General features: G+C 59.3%; 17 protein-coding genes and 1 pseudogene. 6 read left to right on the top strand and 12 right to left on the bottom strand.

The window, feature by feature from the left end:
• Window positions 1–147 (top strand): annotated as a pseudogene (locus tag L9059_RS25675) (group II intron reverse transcriptase/maturase); the annotation flags it as partial.
• A gap of 82 nt (window positions 148–229) precedes the next feature.
• Here L9059_RS25675 and L9059_RS25680 read toward each other — a convergent pair.
• The 8 genes from L9059_RS25680 to gcl form a co-directional block, all read right to left on the bottom strand.
• Window positions 230–1228 carry a sulfate ABC transporter substrate-binding protein gene (locus L9059_RS25680; RefSeq protein ID WP_247293664.1) on the bottom strand — a complete coding sequence of 333 codons (999 nt, stop codon included), beginning with the start codon at window positions 1226–1228 and terminating at the stop codon, window positions 230–232.
• Window positions 1229–1340: 112 nt separating this feature from the next.
• Window positions 1341–2165, bottom strand: a complete 825-nt coding sequence (locus tag L9059_RS25685; RefSeq protein ID WP_247293665.1) for an ion transporter — start codon at window positions 2163–2165, stop codon at window positions 1341–1343.
• 21 nt (window positions 2166–2186) lie between these two features.
• Window positions 2187–3101 carry an urea transporter gene (locus L9059_RS25690; protein ID WP_247293666.1) on the bottom strand — a complete coding sequence of 305 codons (915 nt, stop codon included), beginning with the start codon at window positions 3099–3101 and terminating at the stop codon, window positions 2187–2189.
• A 188-nt stretch (window positions 3102–3289) separates the two neighbouring features.
• Complete coding sequence (gene pyk, locus L9059_RS25695; protein ID WP_247293667.1) at window positions 3290–4705, bottom strand: pyruvate kinase; 1416 nt, start codon at window positions 4703–4705, stop codon at window positions 3290–3292.
• On the bottom strand, window positions 4695–5975 hold the full coding sequence (locus tag L9059_RS25700) for a glycerate kinase type-2 family protein (protein WP_247293668.1): 1281 nt from the start codon (window positions 5973–5975) through the stop codon (window positions 4695–4697). The genes pyk and L9059_RS25700 overlap by 11 nt, the downstream gene beginning before the upstream one ends.
• Before the next feature lie 151 nt (window positions 5976–6126).
• Window positions 6127–7017, bottom strand: coding sequence for a 2-hydroxy-3-oxopropionate reductase (locus L9059_RS25705; RefSeq protein ID WP_247293669.1), 891 nt, complete (start codon window positions 7015–7017; stop codon window positions 6127–6129).
• 159 nt (window positions 7018–7176) lie between these two features.
• A complete protein-coding gene (hyi, locus tag L9059_RS25710) occupies window positions 7177–7959 on the bottom strand; it encodes a hydroxypyruvate isomerase (RefSeq protein WP_045061177.1) in 783 nt (260 codons plus the stop codon).
• A gap of 127 nt (window positions 7960–8086) precedes the next feature.
• Window positions 8087–9862, bottom strand: a complete 1776-nt coding sequence (gcl, locus tag L9059_RS25715; RefSeq protein WP_247293670.1) for a glyoxylate carboligase — start codon at window positions 9860–9862, stop codon at window positions 8087–8089.
• A gap of 267 nt (window positions 9863–10129) precedes the next feature.
• On the opposite strand from gcl, the gene L9059_RS25720 reads away from it, so the two are divergent.
• Window positions 10130–10570: a GlcG/HbpS family heme-binding protein gene (locus L9059_RS25720; RefSeq protein ID WP_247293671.1), complete on the top strand. Its 441-nt coding sequence runs from the start codon at window positions 10130–10132 to the stop codon at window positions 10568–10570.
• A gap of 197 nt (window positions 10571–10767) precedes the next feature.
• Complete coding sequence (locus L9059_RS25725) at window positions 10768–11226, top strand: REP-associated tyrosine transposase (protein ID WP_247293672.1); 459 nt, start codon at window positions 10768–10770, stop codon at window positions 11224–11226.
• Between the two features lie 246 nt (window positions 11227–11472).
• Here the strand turns inward: L9059_RS25725 and L9059_RS25730 are convergent, their stop codons facing one another.
• Complete coding sequence (locus L9059_RS25730; protein ID WP_247293673.1) at window positions 11473–12078, bottom strand: TetR/AcrR family transcriptional regulator; 606 nt, start codon at window positions 12076–12078, stop codon at window positions 11473–11475.
• A gap of 133 nt (window positions 12079–12211) precedes the next feature.
• Here L9059_RS25730 and L9059_RS25735 point away from each other — a divergent pair, with 133 nt between their 5' ends.
• Entirely contained in the window at window positions 12212–13126 is a 915-nt protein-coding gene (locus L9059_RS25735) for a DUF808 domain-containing protein (RefSeq protein ID WP_247293674.1), read from the top strand.
• Between the two features lie 145 nt (window positions 13127–13271).
• Here L9059_RS25735 and L9059_RS25740 read toward each other — a convergent pair whose 3' ends face one another.
• Complete coding sequence (locus tag L9059_RS25740) at window positions 13272–14060, bottom strand: MlaA family lipoprotein (protein ID WP_247293675.1); 789 nt, start codon at window positions 14058–14060, stop codon at window positions 13272–13274.
• Window positions 14053–15351, bottom strand: a complete 1299-nt coding sequence (locus L9059_RS25745) for a serine/threonine protein kinase (RefSeq protein WP_247293676.1) — start codon at window positions 15349–15351, stop codon at window positions 14053–14055. Before L9059_RS25745 ends, L9059_RS25740 begins: the two co-directional genes overlap by 8 nt.
• Before the next feature lie 223 nt (window positions 15352–15574).
• Between L9059_RS25745 and L9059_RS25750 the strand changes: the two genes are divergently transcribed.
• Both L9059_RS25750 and L9059_RS25755 read left to right on the top strand, forming a co-directional pair.
• Window positions 15575–15937 carry a hypothetical protein gene (locus L9059_RS25750; protein WP_247293677.1) on the top strand — a complete coding sequence of 121 codons (363 nt, stop codon included), beginning with the start codon at window positions 15575–15577 and terminating at the stop codon, window positions 15935–15937.
• An 83-nt stretch (window positions 15938–16020) separates the two neighbouring features.
• Window positions 16021–17013, top strand: a complete 993-nt coding sequence (locus tag L9059_RS25755; RefSeq protein ID WP_247293678.1) for an RHS repeat-associated core domain-containing protein — start codon at window positions 16021–16023, stop codon at window positions 17011–17013.
• A 57-nt stretch (window positions 17014–17070) separates the two neighbouring features.
• On the opposite strand, the gene L9059_RS25760 is transcribed toward L9059_RS25755, so the two are convergent.
• Window positions 17071–18666, bottom strand: a complete 1596-nt coding sequence (locus L9059_RS25760; protein WP_247293679.1) for a glycoside hydrolase family 17 protein — start codon at window positions 18664–18666, stop codon at window positions 17071–17073.
• Window positions 18667–18782 lie beyond the last annotated feature (116 nt).

Genomic DNA, 18782 nt, shown 5'->3' on the forward strand with positions numbered 1-18782 from the left:
GCCTGCAAATCAGCCTTCAATGGACGAGGTCCATGGTGGAATTCGGGAGCGTCACATATGAATCAGGCCCTACCGAAGAAGTTGTGGGATAGCCTCGGATTGGTCTCGATACTGGATACGATAAACCTGCTTAGCCGCATAACTTGAACCGCCGTATACGGAGCCGTACGTACGGTGGTGTGAGAGGACGGCGGATGTAAATCCGCCTCCTACTCGATCAACTCAGCGATCAATTTCCGCCGTAGATCTGGTCAAAAATCCCACCATCAATGAAGTGAGTCTTCTGCACAGTGCGCCAGTCACCGAAGGTTTTCTCTACCGAGAGGAAATCCACTTTCGGAAAGCGGTCGGTGTACCTGGCCAGTACTGCCGGGTCACGCGGGCGCAGGTAGTTCGCGGCAGCGATTTCCTGGCCTTCCGGGGACCACAGGTATTTCAGGTATTGCTCGGCGGCGGCGCGGGTGCCTTTTTTCTCGACGACCTTGTCGACTACGGTCACCGGTGGCTCGGCTTCGGCGGAGACGCTTGGGTAGATGACTTCAAACTGGTCGCGGCCGAACTCGCGGGCAACCATTTCCGCTTCGTTTTCGAAGGTGACCAGCACGTCGCCGATCTGATTGGTCATGAAGGTGGTGGTGGCTGCGCGGCCGCCAGTGTCGAGTACCGGTGCCTGCTTGAATAGCTTGCCGACGAAGTCCTTGGCCTTGTTTTCGTCACCGCCGTTTTTCAGCACATAACCCCAGGCCGAAAGGTAGGTGTAGCGACCGTTACCGGACGTTTTCGGGTTTGGCACTATGACTTGCACGCCGTCCTTGAGCAGGTCGGGCCAGTCTTTCAGGGCTTTCGGGTTGCCCTTGCGTACGATGAACACGGTGGCCGAAGTGAACGGCGCGCTGTTGTTCGGCAGGCGGGTGACCCAGTTGTCGGGGATCAGTTTGCCGTTGTCTGCAAGGGCATTAATGTCGGTCGCCATGTTCATGGTAATGACGTCAGCGGGCAGGCCATCGATCACCGAGCGCGCCTGTTTGCTGGAGCCGCCGAAAGACATCTGCACGGTGATATTTTCGTTGTGCTCGGCTTGCCAGTGTTTCTGGAAGGCAGTGTTGTAGTCCTTGTAGAAATCGCGCATCACGTCGTAGGAAACGTTGAGCAGGGTCGGTGCGGCCTGAGCCATGCCAGTCAGTGCCAGGCCAGCGGCGAGAAGTGAGGCGCCAAAAAATTTTTTCACTGCGCATTCCTTGTTCTGGATTTTGTGTTCTAAGTTTTTTTCAAAGTGAGGCCATTTGCCAGCGACTATAACGGCAGCCGCATAGTCCTTTAAAGATTAAAAAGCTCTGTGCTTATTCCAATTTATTGAACAACGCATTGCCGCAGCGAGAGCAAAATGCGGCGCCGTGTTCGTGATTTTTCTTGAGGCACACCGGGCAGTCGTGTTGCAGTTGCTCACCGCGCATGGCGTTGGCCAGTTCGGCGGTGAAAATCCCGGTGGGTACGGCGATGATCGAGTAACCGGTAATCATCACCAGCGACGAAACTACCTGGCCCAGCGGCGTCTTTGGCACGATATCGCCAAAGCCCACGGTGGTCAGGGTGACAATTGCCCAATAGATGCCCTTGGGGATGCTGGTGAAGCCATGTTCCGGGCCTTCGATCACGTACATGAGCGTGCCGAACACCGTCACCAGGGTGCAGACGCTGACGAGGAACACCACGATTTTCTGCTTGCTGCCGCGCAGCGCCGACATCAGGTAATTGGCTTGCTTGAGGTACGGGCTGAGCTTGAGCACGCGGAAGATCCGCAGCATGCGGATAATGCGGATGATCAGCAGGTACTGCGCGTCCGCGTAGTACAGCGCGAGGATGCCGGGCACGATCGCCAGCAAATCCACCAGCCCGTAAAAGCTGAACGCATAGCGCAACGGTTTGGGAGAACAGTACAGCCGCAAGCAGTACTCGATGGCGAAAATAACCGTGAAGCCCCACTCGATGTACGCCAGCACGTTGGCGTAGTGCTGATGAACGCGCCCGATACTGTCGAGCATGACAACCACGATGCTGGCAAGGATGATCACTAGCAAAATGCCATCGAAGCGCAGCCCGGCCTTGGTGTCGCTCTGGAAAATCATGACGTAAAGCTCTTCACGCCAGTTTTTGCTGCTGTCCATGGATACCGCCTGAACCAATGATCAGCGAAGCCTAGGTTGATTCTCCTCCAGAGCGCAAGGCGTATGGGTGACAGTGGCCTTGCCGAGCATTTGCACAAGTGTGCGGATCAGCCAGCAGGAGAGAATGAACGGCGCCGTCAGCGTCGGCAGGCCGATGGCGGCGAACACCGGGGTCAGCACCAGCGCGAGTGCAATACCGATCAGCGGCAGCCAGGGCTTGTGCTGCCGCGAGTGGCAGGCGAGGGCGGCGAGTACGGCGTTGTAGCCACCGAGGCCGATCAACGCGCTATAGAAATCGTGATGCAACAGGCTCCAGCCCATGCCCGCGAAAGACGCCAGCATCGCCCAGCAGAATGCCCGGCGATCGGCGATCAGCAGACCCGCGGCGATCATCGCCCCGGCCAGCGGATGACCGAGGAACATCACCTGACCGAGGCCTTTGAGGGGGGCGGCGAGCATGTTCTGCAGATTGATTTCAATCAGGTGCGCAGTGGTGGAGGGTGTGGCGAAGCAAAGCAGCAACCAGCCCAGGCCCACGAAGGGCGCGGTATAGGCGGGCAGGTATTGGCTGAGCTGCACGCGCTTGAGCCACTGTTGCGTGAGCATCGCACTCAGCCCGCCGGCCGCAATGATCAGCGGTGGCAGTAACGCGGACCAGGGGAAATACAGGCTCAGCAACAAGCCGAGTAGCACGCCGTTGTAGCTGAACAATCCGGCCTGGCGGTCGGCCTTGGGGTAGCCGCGGCGTTGCGCGGTGAGCAATCCGGCGACCCCGCCCAGCAGTGCGCCGCCTAGCAGGACAGGCACGGTAAACAGTATTGCCAGCAGGCACAGCAAGCCAAACAGCGGGTGACGCTGGAGGAAAATCTGACTGAAGCCGTTGAGCAGGGCCGTCGCCCAATCGGGGCAATGGGTGTTGAAGTGGTTGGCAGGCATGAGGGAGTCTGGGGGCCGAGGGAAATCAAAAGGTCTTGCACAAAACCTGTGGCGAGGGAGCTTGCTCCCGCTGGGCTGCGAAGCAGTCGTCGCTTTTGCATGACGGTCCAAAAGGCAGACCGCATTGGCCTATTTGGGGCTGCTGCGCAGCCCAGCGGGAGCAAGCTCCCTCGCCACAGGGTGGTTCGCTAGATCAACGTCTCGATACGCAACGAGTTAGTCGACCCCGGCTGCCCAAACGGCACACCCGCCGTGATCAGCAAGGTATCGCCACGCTGAGCCATGCCCTGAGCCTGTGCGATCTCCAGTGCAGTCGAGCACACCTCGTCTACCTGCCGCAGCCGGTCGTTGACGACCGAGTGCACCCCCCATGCCACGGTTAAGCGGCGGGCGGCCTGCAGATTCGGCGTCAGGTTGAGGATGGGCACCGTCGGCCGCTCCCGCGCCGCGCGCAGGCTGGACGCCCCCGATTCGCTGTAGTTGACCAGCACCGCCACCGGCAGCACGTTGCTGATGCGGCGAATCGCACAGCTGATTGCATCGGACACCGTGGCCTCGGCTTTTGGCCGGCTTACATCCAGTTGCGTCTGGTAGTCCGGGCCGTTCTCCACCTGGCGGATGATCTTGCTCATCATCTGCACGGCTTCCAGGGGGTATTCGCCGGATGCGGTTTCCGCCGAGAGCATCACCGCGTCAGCCCCTTCAGCCACGGCGTTGGCGACATCGGTCACCTCCGCGCGGGTTGGCGCAGGGGAAAAGCGCATAGATTCGAGCATCTGGGTGGCCACCACCACCGGTTTACCGAGCTGGCGGCAGGTGCTGATGATGTTCTTCTGGATCTGCGGGACGTTTTCGGCTGGCACTTCCACGCCCAAATCACCGCGAGCCACCATGATCGCGTCGCTCAGTTCGGCGATTTCGCGCAACTGGGTGACCGCCGAGGGTTTCTCGATCTTGGCCATCAGGAACGCCTTGTCGCCAATCAGTGACCGGGCCTCGCGGATGTCTTCCGGGCGTTGTACAAACGACAGCGCCACCCAGTCCACACCGAGCTCCAGGCCGAAACTCAGGTCGCGGCGATCCTTGGCTGTCAGCGGGCTCAATTCCAGCACCGCTTGCGGCACGTTTACGCCTTTGCGGTCCGACAACTCGCCGCCATTGAGCACCGTGGTGTCGATGGCGTCGGCGTATTTGGTCACCACCCGCAGGCGCAGCTTACCGTCGTCGAGCAGCAGGTCCATGCCCGGCTCCAGCGCGGCGATAATTTCCGGGTGGGGCAGGTTGACTCGACGCTCATCGCCCGGTGTCGCATCCAGGTCCAGACGCAAGGCCTGGCCTCGCACCAGTTGCACCTTGCCTTCGGCGAACTTGCCGACCCGCAGCTTTGGGCCCTGCAGGTCCATCAGGATGCCCAGCGGATAGTTCAGCTGGCGCTCGACTTCACGAATCCACTGATAGCGCTGCGCGTGATCGGCGTGATCGCCATGGCTGAAGTTCAGGCGAAAAATATTGACCCCGGCCTCGACCAGCTCACGAATGTCGTCAATGCCGTCGGTGGCGGGGCCGAGGGTGGCCAGGATTTTAACCTTCTTGTCAGGCGTCATTTTTAGGGCTCTCGAGAATCAGGATGGCGCGGAAATCGTTGACGTTGGTGCGGGTCGGCTCGGTGACGATCAAGGCGTCCAGCGCCTCGAAATAACCGTAGCCATTGTTGTTGTCGAGTTCATCGCTGGCGCTCAGGCCCAGGGCTGCTGCGCGGGCGTAGCTGTCCGGTGTCATGATCGCGCCGGCATTGTCCTCGGAACCATCGATGCCATCCGTGTCGCCGGCCAGGGCGTAGACACCGGGCAGACCTTGGAGGCTGTCGGTCAGGCTGAGGAGGAATTCGGCGTTGCGGCCACCTCGGCCATTGCCACGCACGGTCACGGTGGTTTCGCCACCGGAAAGGATCACGCACGGGGCCGGCAAGGGCTGACCATGAAGTACCACTTGCCGCGCAATGCCGGCGTGAACCTTGGCCACTTCCCGGGATTCGCCTTCCAGATCACCGAGGATCAACGGGCTGAACCCGGCTTGTCGGGCTTTCACAGCGGCCGCTTCCAGCGACTGTTGTGGCCGGGCAATCAGCTGGAAATGGCTGCGAGCCAGGCTCGGGTCGCCAGGTTTAACGGTTTCCGATTCCGGGCTTTGCAGCCACTCGCGTACGGACGCCGGGACTTCGATGGCATACCGCTTGAGAGTGGCCAGGGCTTCGGCGCTGGTGCTTGGATCGGCCACGGTCGGGCCGGAAGCGATGACCGTGGCGAGGTCGCCTGGCACATCGGAAATAGCGTAGGTATAAACGGTGGCAGGCCAGCAGGCCTTGCCGAGACGGCCTCCCTTGATCGCCGAGAGGTGCTTGCGCACACAGTTCATCTCGCCGATGGTGGCGCCGGATTTGAGCAGGGCTTTGTTGATTGACTGCTTGTCAGCCAGGGTAATGCCGGCGGCTGGCAGGGCGAGCAGCGCCGAGCCTCCACCCGAGAGCAGAAAAATCACGCGGTCGTCTTCGGTCAGGTTGCTGACCAGTTCCAGCACGCGCTTGGCCACAGCCAGGCCGGCCGCGTCGGGCACCGGGTGCGCGGCTTCGACCACTTCGATTTTTGCGCAGGGGGCGCCATGGCCGTAACGGGTGACCACCAGGCCGCAGACTTCGCCTTGCCAGCAGCGTTCGACCACTTGAGCCATGGCAGCAGCGGCTTTGCCAGCGCCGATTACGATCACCCGACCCGTGCGATCAAGTGGCAGGTAAGCTTCGAGAACTTGTTGCGGATGGGCCGCGTCGATGGCGGTGGCGAACAAGTCGCGAAGAAATTGTTGCGGATCGACCGACATGGCGGGCTCCCGGAATTCTTGTTATTGGAGGTGGAGCAACTCTGCTCCTTGTGGGAACCAGCCTGCTGGCGGTTCAGGCGCTGAGGTCTAACAGACACACCGCGTTGGTTTCATCGCTAGCAGGCTAACTCCCACAGGGTTTGTGCAGGGTTTACTTATCGCGAATCGAGAAATTGGCCATATGCTCCAGGCCCTTGATCAGTGCCGAGTGGTCCCAGTTGCTGCCACCGATCGCCGCGCAGGTACTGAACACTTGCTGGGTGTTGGCGGTGTTCGGCAGATTGATGCCCAACTCGCGGGCACCGGCCAGGGCCAGGTTCAGGTCCTTCTGGTGCAGGCTGATACGGAAGCCCGGATCGAAGGTGCCTTTGATCATGCGCTCGCCGTGCACTTCGAGGATCTTCGAGGAAGCAAAACCGCCCATCAGCGCTTCACGCACCTTGGCCGGGTCTGCACCGTTTTTCGAGGCAAACAGCAGCGCTTCTGCCACGGCCTGGATGTTCAGCGCCACGATGATCTGGTTGGCCACTTTTGCGGTTTGCCCGTCGCCATTGCCGCCTACCAGGGTGATGTTCTTGCCCATAGCCTGGAATAGCGGCAGTACGCGTTCGAAGGCATCGGTATCGCCGCCGACCATGATGCTCAGGGTCGCGGCCTTTGCGCCGACTTCACCGCCGGATACTGGTGCGTCGAGATACTGGGCGCCTTTTTCATTGATTTTTGCAGCAAAGGCCTTGGTCGCGGTTGGCGAGATGGAACTCATGTCGATGACGATCTTGCCTTTGCCGACACCGGCGGCGATACCGTCGGCGCGGAACAGCACGTCGTCGACTTGTGGAGTATCCGGCACCATGATGATGATGACTTCTGCTTCCTGGGCGACCTCTTTCGGGTTCGCCAGGGCGATCGCGCCTGCAGCAATCAGGTCGGCAGGCGCCGCATCGTGGTGCGCCGACAGGAACAGGCTGTGACCGGCTTTCTGCAGGTTCGCTGCCATTGGGTGGCCCATGATGCCGGTGCCGATAAATCCGATTTTAGCCATGAGAAAATCCTCTTGTTTTTATTGCTGCTACGACAAATTGGATTGCCCTTGTAGGAGCGAGCTTGCTCGCGAACAACTTCGGAACACTGCGGGCATCCAGGCTTCCCGCGTCTTCGTTGACGTCCATCGCGAGCAAGCTCGCTCCTACAGTAGATTGCGTCAGATTGCGTTGTGGGTCTTGAGCCAGCCCAGGCCGGCTTCAGTGGTGGTCAACGGCTTGTACTCGCAGCCCACCCACCCCTGGTAACCGATGCGGTCCAGGTGTTCGAACAGGAAGCGGTAGTTGATCTCACCGGTACCTGGTTCGTTACGCCCCGGGTTGTCGGCCAACTGCACATGGTTGATCTCGCCCAGGTGCGATTGCAGGGTGCGGGCCAGGTCGCCTTCCATGATTTGCATGTGGTAGATGTCGTATTGCAGGAACAGGTTGGCGCTGCCCACCTGTTCGCGAATCGACAGGGCCTGCGCCGTGTTGTTCAGGTAGAAACCCGGAATGTCGCGGGTGTTGATCGCTTCCATGACCAGCTTGATCCCCGCCGCCTGCAGCTTGTCGGCTGCGTACTTGAGGTTGGCGACGAAGGTTTTTTCCACGGTGGCGTCATCCACGCCTTGTGGACGAATGCCCGCCAGGCAGTTGACTTGGGTATTGCCCAGCACTTGCGCGTACGCAATCGCGAGGTCGACACCAGCGCGGAACTCTTCAACCCGATCCGGCAGGCACGCGATGCCGCGCTCGCCTTTGGCCCAGTCACCGGCCGGCAGGTTGAACAGCACCTGTGTCAGGCCGTTGGCGTCGAGGGTGGCCTTGATCTCGGCCGAGCTGAAATCGTAAGGAAACAGGTATTCGACACCACTGAAACCGGCCTTGGCGGCCGCTTCGAAACGGGCAAGAAAATCCTGTTCGGTGAACAGCATGGACAGGTTGGCTGCGAAACGCGGCATGGTGGTCTCCCGTATAAGTAGGTGGTGAGTGTCCCCGGGTTCCTGTGGGAGCGGGCTTGTGTGCGAGGGAGCAAGCTCCCTTGCCACACAAGCCCGCTCCCACCGCGGGAACAGTCGTCAGTTCATCTTAATCAAGCAACGAAATCGCCGTCGGTGCGTCGTTGCCGACCAGCGCCAGGTCTTCGAATTCGTTGACGGCGTTGATCTCGGTACCCATGGAAATGTTGGTCACACGCTCCAGGATAATCTCCACGATCACCGGCACCTTGAACTCTTCGATCAGTTCCTGGGCCTTGCGCAGGGCAGGCTGGATCTGAGCCGGTTCGAACACGCGCAGTGCCTTGCAACCCAGGCCCTCGGCGACTGCGACGTGATCGACACCGTAACCGTTGAGTTCCGGAGCGTTCAGGTTATCGAAGGACAGTTGCACGCAGTAGTCCATATCGAAACCGCGCTGGGCCTGACGGATCAGTCCCAGGTACGAGTTGTTGACCACAACGTGGATGTACGGCAGCTTGAACTGCGCGCCCACGGCCAGTTCTTCGATCATGAACTGGAAGTCATAGTCTCCCGACAGCGCCACGACCTTGCGGGTTGGATCGGCCTTGACCACGCCCAGTGCCGCCGGAATGGTCCAGCCCAATGGTCCGGCCTGGCCACAGTTGATCCAGTGACGCGGCTTGTAGACGTGCAGGAACTGCGCGCCGGCAATCTGCGACAGACCGATAGTGCTGACGTAGCAGGTGTCCTTGCCGAACACCTGGTTCATTTCTTCATACACGCGCTGCGGCTTGACCGGCACATTGTCGAAGTGGGTCTTGCGGTGCAGGCTCGCCTTGCGCTGCTGGCAATCTTGCAGCCAGGCGCTGCGGTTTTTCAGCTTGCCGGCGGCTTGCCATTCGCGAGCGACTTCGATGAACACGGTCAACGCGGCGGCCGCATCGGAGACGATGCCCAAGTCCGGGGTAAACACGCGGCCGATCTGGGTCGGCTCGATGTCGACGTGAATGAATTTGCGGCCTTCGGTGTAGACGTCGATCGAACCGGTGTGACGGTTGGCCCAACGGTTACCCACGCCCAGCACCAGGTCGGACTTGAGCATCGTGGCGTTGCCGTAGCGGTGCGAGGTCTGCAGACCGACCATGCCCACCATCAATGGGTGATCGTCCGGAATCGTGCCCCAGCCCATCAGGGTCGGGATAACGGGAATTCCGGTCAGCTCGGCGAACTCCACCAGCAGCTCGGCGGCATCGGCGTTGATGATGCCACCACCGGCGACCAGCAATGGACGCTCAGCCTGGTCGAGCATGGCCAAGGCCTTCTCGATCTGCACGCGGTTAGCGGTCGGCTTGGCCAGTGGCAAAGGTTCGTAGGCGTCAATGTCGAATTCGATTTCAGCCATCTGCACGTCGAACGGCAGGTCGATCAACACCGGGCCTGGACGGCCTGAGCGCATCTCGTAAAAGGCTTTCTGGAAGGCGTATGGCACCTGGCCTGGCTCCATGACAGTGGTCGCCCACTTGGTCACCGGTTTGACGATGGCTGTGATGTCAACCGCCTGGAAGTCTTCCTTGTGCATACGGGCGCGGGGGGCCTGGCCGGTGATGCACAGGATGGGAATCGAATCGGCCGAGGCGCTGTACAGCCCGGTGACCATGTCAGTCCCGGCCGGTCCCGAAGTGCCGATGCACACGCCGATGTTGCCAGCCTTGGTGCGGGTGTAGCCCTCAGCCATGTGCGAGGCGCCTTCAACGTGGCGAGCGAGGACGTGATCGATGCCACCGACCTTCTGCAAGGCGGAGTACAGCGGGTTGATCGCGGCGCCCGGGATGCCAAAAGCGGTATCAACCCCTTCACGGCGCATCACCAGAACGGCGGCTTCGATTGCTCTCATTTTGCTCATGGTTTTGTGCCTCTTACGTTTTGTAATTGTATACAAGTGGCTTTGCGCAGAGTGTATTCACGGCGGACGGCGCAGGTCAATCCATTTTCTCAAGCGACTGTTTCATTCGTCGGAAGCCCTGCTTACTGTGGCTTTTCGTCGCATGTGGCGCTTTTCGATAATTATTGTATACAAAAAAATAACTCATTGTGTTCTATTTGTTGCATCGGCCTGCGGCACTTGCGCGCAGGCCACTGGCTTTCCCTATAACAAAATGAGGACGGCACCATGAGCGCTTTAACCTTGAAAGTTGCAGTTAACCTGGTCAGTCAGGCCATTTCGGCAGGGCGTGCAATCTCTGCGGCTCCACTGACCATTGCAGTACTGGATGCCGGCGGGCACTTGATCACTTTGCAACGCGAAGACGGCGCCAGCCTGCTGCGCCCGCAGGTGGCCATCGGCAAGGCCTGGGGCGCCATCGCCTTGGGCAAGGGTTCGCGCCTGCTGGCGCTGGACGCACAACAACGCCCGGCATTCATCGCGGCCTTGAACAGCCTGGGGCAGGGCAGCGTAGTGCCGGCACCGGGTGGTGTGTTGATTCGGGATCAGGACGGGAATGTACTGGGAGCGGTGGGGATCAGCGGCGATCTTTCGGATGTTGATGAGCAGTGTGCAATCAGTGCGATCGAGGCGTCGGGGTTGCGGGCGGATGCGGGAGTAGTGGCTTGATCTATGGGTGATTGATACCGCTATCGCCAGCAGGCTGGCTCCCACAGGGGTTTATCTGGAGTGTCAGAGATCAACTGTGGGAGCCAGCCTGCTGGCGATGACGGACATTCAGACACATCCAGCTAACTGTCTGCCCCGCCCTTGGGGAATATCAGGACTAGCCTAGTTCCTGAATCAATCATGCAAAGGGCAAAGGAATGCCTGATTTACCCGCTTCAAAGCGCCTGCGAATCGGCCGCTATGCTGAATCCAGCCGCATTTACCTGCTGACTATCAATACTCGCGACCGAGAGCCCATATTCAAGGACTTCTCCTTGGGTAGAGGGGTGGTCAATCAATTTCGCTGCGCTCAGGATCAAGGCTTCGCCCACTCACTGGCATGGGTTGTCATGCCCGATCACTTTCATTGGTTGATTGAGTTGCGGCAGGGGTCGTTGGGTGGACTGGTGCAAAGGACTAAATCCTTGAGCACCAAGGCAGTGAAGCAGTCTACCGGTCGAACCACCAGTCTCTGGCAGAGAGGGTTTCACGACCGGGCGCTGCGGCGGGAAGAGGATTTAGTGAAAATGGCTCGATATGTTGTAGCCAACCCGCTGCGGGCTGGACTGGTAGAGAAGCTTGGCGACTATCCGTTGTGGGATGCTATCTGGGTTTGACCCGAATCGGAGTCGTCCCCATCGCCAGCAGGCTGGCTCCCACAGGGTGTTATCTGATTGTCAGAGTCAACTGTGTGAGCCAGCCTGCTGGCGATGACATGAGTCCGGGCTCCCACAGGGTGTTATCTGATTGTCAGAGTCAACTGTGTGAGCCAGCCTGCTGGCGATGACATGAGTCCGGGCTCCCACAGGGTGTTATCTGATTGTCAGAGTTCAACTGTGGGAGCCAGCCTGCTGGCGATGACATCAGTCCGGCTCGCACCCCTTCAACACCAGCCGGATAATCGTCTGTGCCGCCGCTTCATAATCCTCTTCATCCAGCTTGGTCTTGCCGGTAATGGCGGTGATTTGCCAGTCGAAGTCGGCGTAGGTCTGGGTCGCGGCCCAGATGCTGAACATCAGGTGGTTGGGGTCGATGGGGGCGATCTGGCCGCGGTCGATCCAGGTCTGGATGCAGTCGATGTTGTGCCTGGCCTGGCTGTTGAGTTGTTCGACCAGGTCGGCGCTCAGGTGCGGGGCGCCGTGCATGATTTCGCTGGCGAAGACCTTGGAGGCGAATGGCAGGTCGCGGGAGATGCGGATTTTCGAGCGGATATAGCCGCTCAGCACTTCACTGGGCACACCGTCGGCATTGAAGGGCGTCGAGGCCTGCAGGATCGGCTCGATGATGCTTTCCAGGACCTCGCGGTAGAGGTTTTCCTTGGATTTGAAGTAGTAGTAGACGTTGGGCTTGGGCAATCCCGCCTTGGCTGCGATGTCACTGGTTTTGGTCGCAGCGAAGCCCTTGTCGGCAAATTCTTCACTGGCGGCACGCAGGATCAGTTCTTTGTTGCGCTCGCGGATAGTGCTCATAAACCAGGTGGTTCCTTGCCTGTACTGGCGGTGGCGCATGGTAGCACCGGCTTTGCGCACCGCTCAAGAATGCCCCGCAGCGCCTCTGGCAGGCTATGCTAGCTGCATTCATTTTTTGCTGGAAATTTCATCCATGGCAGGAAGCAGTTTGCTATTGCTGATCGACGACATCGCCGCGGTACTCGATGATGTGGCGTTGATGACCAAAATGGCCGCCAAAAAGACTGCGGGAGTGCTCGGCGACGACCTGGCACTCAATGCCCAGCAAGTCTCTGGAGTCCGTGCCGAGCGGGAAATACCAGTGGTGTGGGCCGTGGCCAAGGGCTCGTTCCTGAACAAGCTAATCCTGGTGCCGTCGGCGCTGGCCATCAGTGCATTCATTCCCTGGCTGGTCACGCCATTGTTGATGGTCGGTGGTGCTTACCTGTGCTTTGAAGGATTCGAGAAACTTGCGCATAAATTCTTCCACAACAAGGCTGAAGACCAGGCCGAACATGCCCATTTGGTCAAAGCAGTAGCCGACCCGGCAACCGATCTGGTGGCTTTCGAGAAGGACAGGATCAAGGGCGCCATCCGTACCGACTTCATCCTGTCGGCGGAAATTATCGCCATCACCCTGGGTACTGTGGCAGGTGCTTCGTTGACCCAGCAGGTCATCGTACTGTCGGGGATCGCCATCGTGATGACCGTGGGCGTTTACGGTCTGGTAGCGGGCATCGTCAAGCTCGATGATCTCGGCCTGTGGCTGACTCAGAAGCCCGGCCAGATGGCCAAGAGCATCGGCAACGGGATCCTGCGTGCCGCGCCCTACATGATGAAAAGCCTTTCGGTGATTGGTACGGCGGCGATGTTCCTGGTGGGTGGCGGGATCCTGACCCATGGTGTGCCGGTGATTCATCACTGGATCGAACAGGTCAGCTCGAGCGCCGGTGGGGTCGGGTTTATCGTGCCGATGTTGCTCAATGCCGTGGCCGGTATTGTCGCGGGCGCAGTGGTGCTGGCGGGGGTTATGGTGGTGGGCAAAATCTGGAAAGCGCTGAAGAGCTGAAGCAGTACGCATTTCAAAGTTAACACCTGACCCTGTGGGAGCGGGTTTGCCCGCGATGGCGGCGCGACATTCAACGTAGAGGTTGAATGTTGTGGCCCCATCGCGGGCAAGCCCGCTCCCACAACTGGTTTTGATGTTGCCGGAATTACTCGGCGATCTGCAGCTTGCGCGACTCGGTGTACACGTAGCGCACTTTCTCGTACTCGAAGGGCGAGTTCAGCTGGCCGTAACGGAAGCTGGTCTGGTAGCGCCGATCAACGGCGCGCAGCATCAAGACTTCCGGATGGTCAGAGCTGACTTGCGAAACGTTGAGGAAGTTGATCGCCGACTCGGCGGTAAAGTCCACGGCCAGGCCGCCGGTGTCGCGGATGTTGGACGGGCCGAGGATTGGCAGCACGAAGTAGGCACCGCCCGGTACGCCATAGAAACCCAGGGTCTGACCGAAGTCTTCACTCTGGCGCGGCAGGCCCATGGCGGTGGCCGGGTCCCACAGGCCGGCGATACCGATCGTGGTGTTCAGCAGCAGGCGTGCGGTGGTCTCCATCGAGCGCTTGCCCTTGAACTGCAGCAGGCTGTTCATCAGGTTCGGTACATCGCCGAGGTTGTTGAAGAAGTTGCTGACGCCAGTGCGCAGGAAGCTCGGAGTGATGTAGCGATAGCCATCGACCACCGGCAGGAACACCCATTGGTCGAAGCGGTAGTTGAAGTGATAGACCCGGCGGTTCCACTCTTCCAGCGGGTCATAGACGTTCAGCGCGTTGAGCGTCGAGCGCTCGAACTCGCGCTGATCCAGGCCCGGGTTGAACTTGAGTTTGCTCAGCGGCTCCTTGAAGCCATCGCTATCGACGACGATGGGCGCATTGGCTTTGCTGTTGTCGGCATGGGCGACGCCTGCACAGAGTAACGCTGCGATAAGCAGGAGAGATTTAGCCACGGAAGAACTCCAGCATGGCGTCGCTGTTGACGCGGTAATTGAGGTTGCCGCAATGGCCGCCCAGTGGATAAACGGTCAGGCGGTCACCAAATGTCTTGCGCAGGAAGCCCAGGTCGCCGGGACCCAGGATTACGTCGTCGGCGTTATGCATGACAGAAATTTTCGGGCTGTCGCGCAGATAATCTTCGAGCGCGTACAAGCTGACTTGGTCGATCAGTTGCAGCAGGCTGCCGCCGTCGGTGCGGGCACGCCACATCGGGATGACCTGTTCGGTGATGTAGCAGTCGAAGTCGCACTGCAGCGCACGCTTGAGGAACGGCGTGAGGCTGGTGCCTTCGGTGATCGGGTACTTGGGCGGAGTGATCAGGCCGCGGCGGTTGATCAGGTCCGAGGTAAAGGCGATGTCGGCCGCCGAGAAACGGAACGAGGTGCCGATCAGCATGGCCATCTGTTCGTTGCTCAAGTGCTGCTTGGACTGTTGGAAGTCGTAAAGCAGCGCATCGTTGAGGTCCATGTAGCCTTTCTGCTGGAAGTAGCGGGTCAGCTTGTTCAGCACCAGCTCATAAAAGGTGGTGGAGTTGTTGATGCCTTTAACCTCGGTCTGGACGAGTTTGTCCAGGTTGGTGATGGAGGTGTAGAGGTTGACCGGCGGGTTGAGCAGTAGCACTTTCTTGAAATTGAAACTGCGGCGGGTCTCGTCCAAGTGTGCGACAAACGCTGCATCCAGGGCGCCCAGGCTGTAACCGGTCAGGTAGTACTCGGTCACCGGCACTTTCGGGTTCTGCGCCCGCACCGCCTGCATGACCCGGTACATGTCTTCGGCATCTTCCTTGGTGATACCCGGGGTGGCAAAGCGCGAGGCGGCACTGATGAAGTCGAAGCTGGTCGGCGAGGACAGCTGTACCACGTGGTAGCCGGCTTTGTAGTAGAGCTTTTTCAGGTATTCGTTGAGGCTGCTGTCATACCGCGCACCGGTACCGGCGATCAGGAAGATCATCGGGGCCGGCTTGTCCTGGGTCGCGATGCGATAGGTGAGTTTTTTCACCGCCCAGAAGTTGTCCGGCAGTTCGAATGCACGCTCCGGCCGCAGGGTGACGCTGCGGTCTTCCTGATTGATGTCGTCGTCCAGTGGCAACTCCGGGCGCAAGTCCGGTGGCGTCGTGGCAATGGTGGCCTCGAACGGGTTGGTCAAGGGGTAGCCATAACTGGCGGCGTCGATGTCGACCGCCAGTGCGGACGCACTCAAAATAAGGCCGCCAAACAGGGCGGCGAAGCGCAAGGAACGGAGCATGACTAGATCCCTTAGAGGAAGGTGCCGGATGAAGTTCGCAGGCTATGACCACAGCTTTGCCGCCAAAGTGCCACGCATTGGCGCGAAACAGGCGTAATTTTGAGTAATAGTAGCTGGACGATACACTTTGCCGCCATTTCATGACTACTTATCTGTCACGTGCGTTTGCTTAAATCGTCTGGGGGATTAAGCTGGCGGCCGTTTGCGCCTATTGGAGTGCCCCATGTCCCGCCGTCTTCCTGTGATCCTGCTGCTTGTTCTGCTGCCATTGTGGCTGGCCGTCAGTTACGGCGCGCGTTATGGCTTCATGGAAGACGCGCAATGGGTGGGCATCTGCGTGGATGAGGCAAGTCGTTGGGAATGCCAGGCGCGTTCGAGCCTGGGTTTGCTGATTCACTACAAGGTGCTGGGTTGGTCGGCGATCGTCGTGGCGGTGCTGGGATTTGTCGTGCCTGGCCGCGCTGGGTGGTGGTTGGCGGTATTGGCACTGGCGCTGGGGTTTCCGGCGCTGGCGTTGTACAACACCACTTTGGCGGTGTTTGCGGTGGTGATTGCAGCTTTGCGGCTGGTGCGGGCGACCCGCTGACTAGCCGTTCTGATAGTAGACAGTCATCCCGATAACTCCGAAGCTAACCGCATTGCCTTGGGGATTTGATGCGGAGTGGTGTGATGACAGGTCAGAGAGAAACATTGCTTTGCCTCTACAGCTACGACCCATTGGATCGGGTGGTGGGTTGTGCCCCGCTGAACCAGGAATCCCTGCAGCGCTATTACCGAAAAAATCGGCTGGCCACTGAAATTCAGGGGCCGGCGCGGTACTCGGTGTTTGAACACGAAGAACAACTATTGGCACAGCAGCATCAGTCGGGGAGTGTGGACTGCGCTTTGTTGGCAACAGATCTGCAGCGTTCGGTTTTGCACTCCATTGCCGTTGGCAATCATCAAAACCCCGTTTATTCGCCCTACGGTCATCGCTCTCCCGAAAGTGGCTTGCTGAGCCTGCTGGGTTTCAATGGCGAGCGCAGGGACCCGTTGACCGGGCATTACTTGCTGGGTCAGGGTTACCGCGCGTTCAATCCGGTGTTGATGCGATTTAACAGTTCCGACCGCTTGAGTCCGTTTGGTAGGGGTGGGGTGAATGGGTATGCGTATTGTCTGGGGGATCCCGTAAATATGGTGGACCCGAGGGGAGAGTTCGGAATGTTCGCTCGTGGGATCGATCAATTAGTCACTATCGGGCAGACCGTCCGCAAACAACTCAGTGCAGTGAAGAAAGCCGTGGTGACCAAGTTTTCCAAAGCGCCAACTCTGGGTGAGTCTGGCCGAGAGAGTTTGTTGAACCTAACCCCAAAATCTCACCGAATGAAAGTTACAGAGGCAATGGTAAGAGTCGACGAATTGAACCTGTATCAAGCGGGTGCAGAGTACAGGCAGGCGGCGAAAAAGCTCGGTGGACAAGAGGTGAGAGCAGCAAAACAACAAAGATTTGCTGAGCGTAATCAATTTCCTGACGATATTAAGTACAAAGATTTAGAGAAGTACCAGTCCGATTTCCAGCAAGCTGACCAGAAATTGATGACTGTGGCTATGGAGCATGTTTTAAAGTACCCCGGGGAATTGATGGCTACAGACAAGCTAATACACATGATCAGGGGGAAGTGATCGAGTCAGGTGTTTATGGAGAATCGATCACTCTTACAGGTAAAAATTTGTCTGTGATCAGCTTTTACGAACCCTCAAACACCGCCACAACGCCACCACCATCAACCCGCTCACCAGCGCCCAGCCCCAGGCCTGCTGGTTTTGCAACCCTTCCACAAACAACTGCGGCGCAATGCCTGCGCCGATAATGAAAGTCAGCAAAGCGATTTCCCGGCGCGGCACGCTCACCGGGCGGCACAGGTAGATGAGCGCCGGCAGGATAAACGTCATGCTTGGGAAGCTGCGATAACGCGCATCGAATACCAGTTCCAGCATCATTACTGCAGCAGCGAAGCCTGCCCCGGCAACCAGCCATCCGGCCCGACGCTCCAGCACCTTGAATGCCCGTTCACGCCAGCCGGTGCGAGCGCTCAGGGTCAGTGCGGCATGGGCCAGCACCAACAGATTTAACGCCGTCAGTAGCGCGACCCATAGCCATTCGCTGGCAAAACGGGTGGTGACGTGCGCCAGGTCGCCCCAGGCGCCAATCGAACAAGCGGCCAGTGCGCCCAACAGTGGCAGTACCAGCGCCGAGCGAGTGCTGCGCACGCGACCGCCAAGGAACAGCGTGCCGAGGAAAATCAAGCTGCCGACCACCAGCCATTGCGTCCAGTACGGCACGTTCGATACGGGGCCTGCCAGCACGCCCTTGTCCTCACGGTCTGCATCGAACAGCCCCCAGTAGCCGCCCACTGCGCCTTCACTGGCGCGCTTCCAAGGCTGGTCGAAAGCTTCGATCAGGTTGTAGTGCCAGCCCTGCTGTTCGGCCATGGCGACAAAACCGCGGATGAACTTGGCTTCATTGACCCGGCTGGGCAGGGCGGTCTCGCGCTGGCGGCCTTCGCTCGGCCAGCCAGTTTCGCCAATCATCACGTCCTTGGGGGCAAACTTGTTGCCGAACACCTGGCGCACTTCGGCCACATGCTGCAGTGCGGCATCGATGTTCGAGGGATCATCTTCCCAGTACGGCAGCAAATGGATGGTCAGGAAATCCACCGCCGGGGCGATTTCCGGGTGCTTGAGCCAGAATTCCCAGACGTCAGCGTAGGTCACGGGTTGCTTGACCTGGCTCTTGACCTTGTTGATCAGCACGGCCAGTTGAGGGCCGGTGATTTCCTTGCGCAACAGCACTTCGTTGCCGACGATCACCGAAGTCACCACGTCGGCATTGGCATTGGCCGAGGCGATCAGCAGGTCGACTTCCTTGGCTGTGTCCACCGGGTTGCTGTTGACCCAGGCGCCAATCATCAACTTCAGGCCGTGCTTGCGCGCCAGGTCGGGCAGGGCTTCGAGGCCGGTCATCGAGTAGGTGCGGATGCATTCAAAGCGCGTGGCGAGCAATGCAAGGTCGGCGTCCATGCGTTCGGGGCGCAATTTGAAGGGCACGTCGAACGGCGACTGGTCCTTGTCGAACGGAGTGTAGGAAGCGCACTGCAGCTTGTGCGTGGCGCTGGCGACGTCCGGCAGAATCACCGGTTTGCCCAAGCCGTACCAGAAACCACCCAGCGCAAAAAGCCCCAGCAGGCAGGCGAACACATAAGCAAAAAAAGGAAAGCGCGAGGTCGCGGACATGGTCGGGCCGTCTGGGAGCAAAGCTGGGCATGTTACCTGCATTTGCCGCGAGCTTGGTGGCTCGCGTGGTTTTGACATGCAATGTTCGGGCGGATTGGCCGGTTGAAGGTGAGTGACCAACATTAATGGCGTTCTGATGTCGTTTCTCGATGGCTTGA

Origin of the sequence: Pseudomonas violetae, assembly GCF_023072615.1 — a bacterium.
Lineage (GTDB): Bacteria > Pseudomonadota > Gammaproteobacteria > Pseudomonadales > Pseudomonadaceae > Aquipseudomonas > Aquipseudomonas violetae.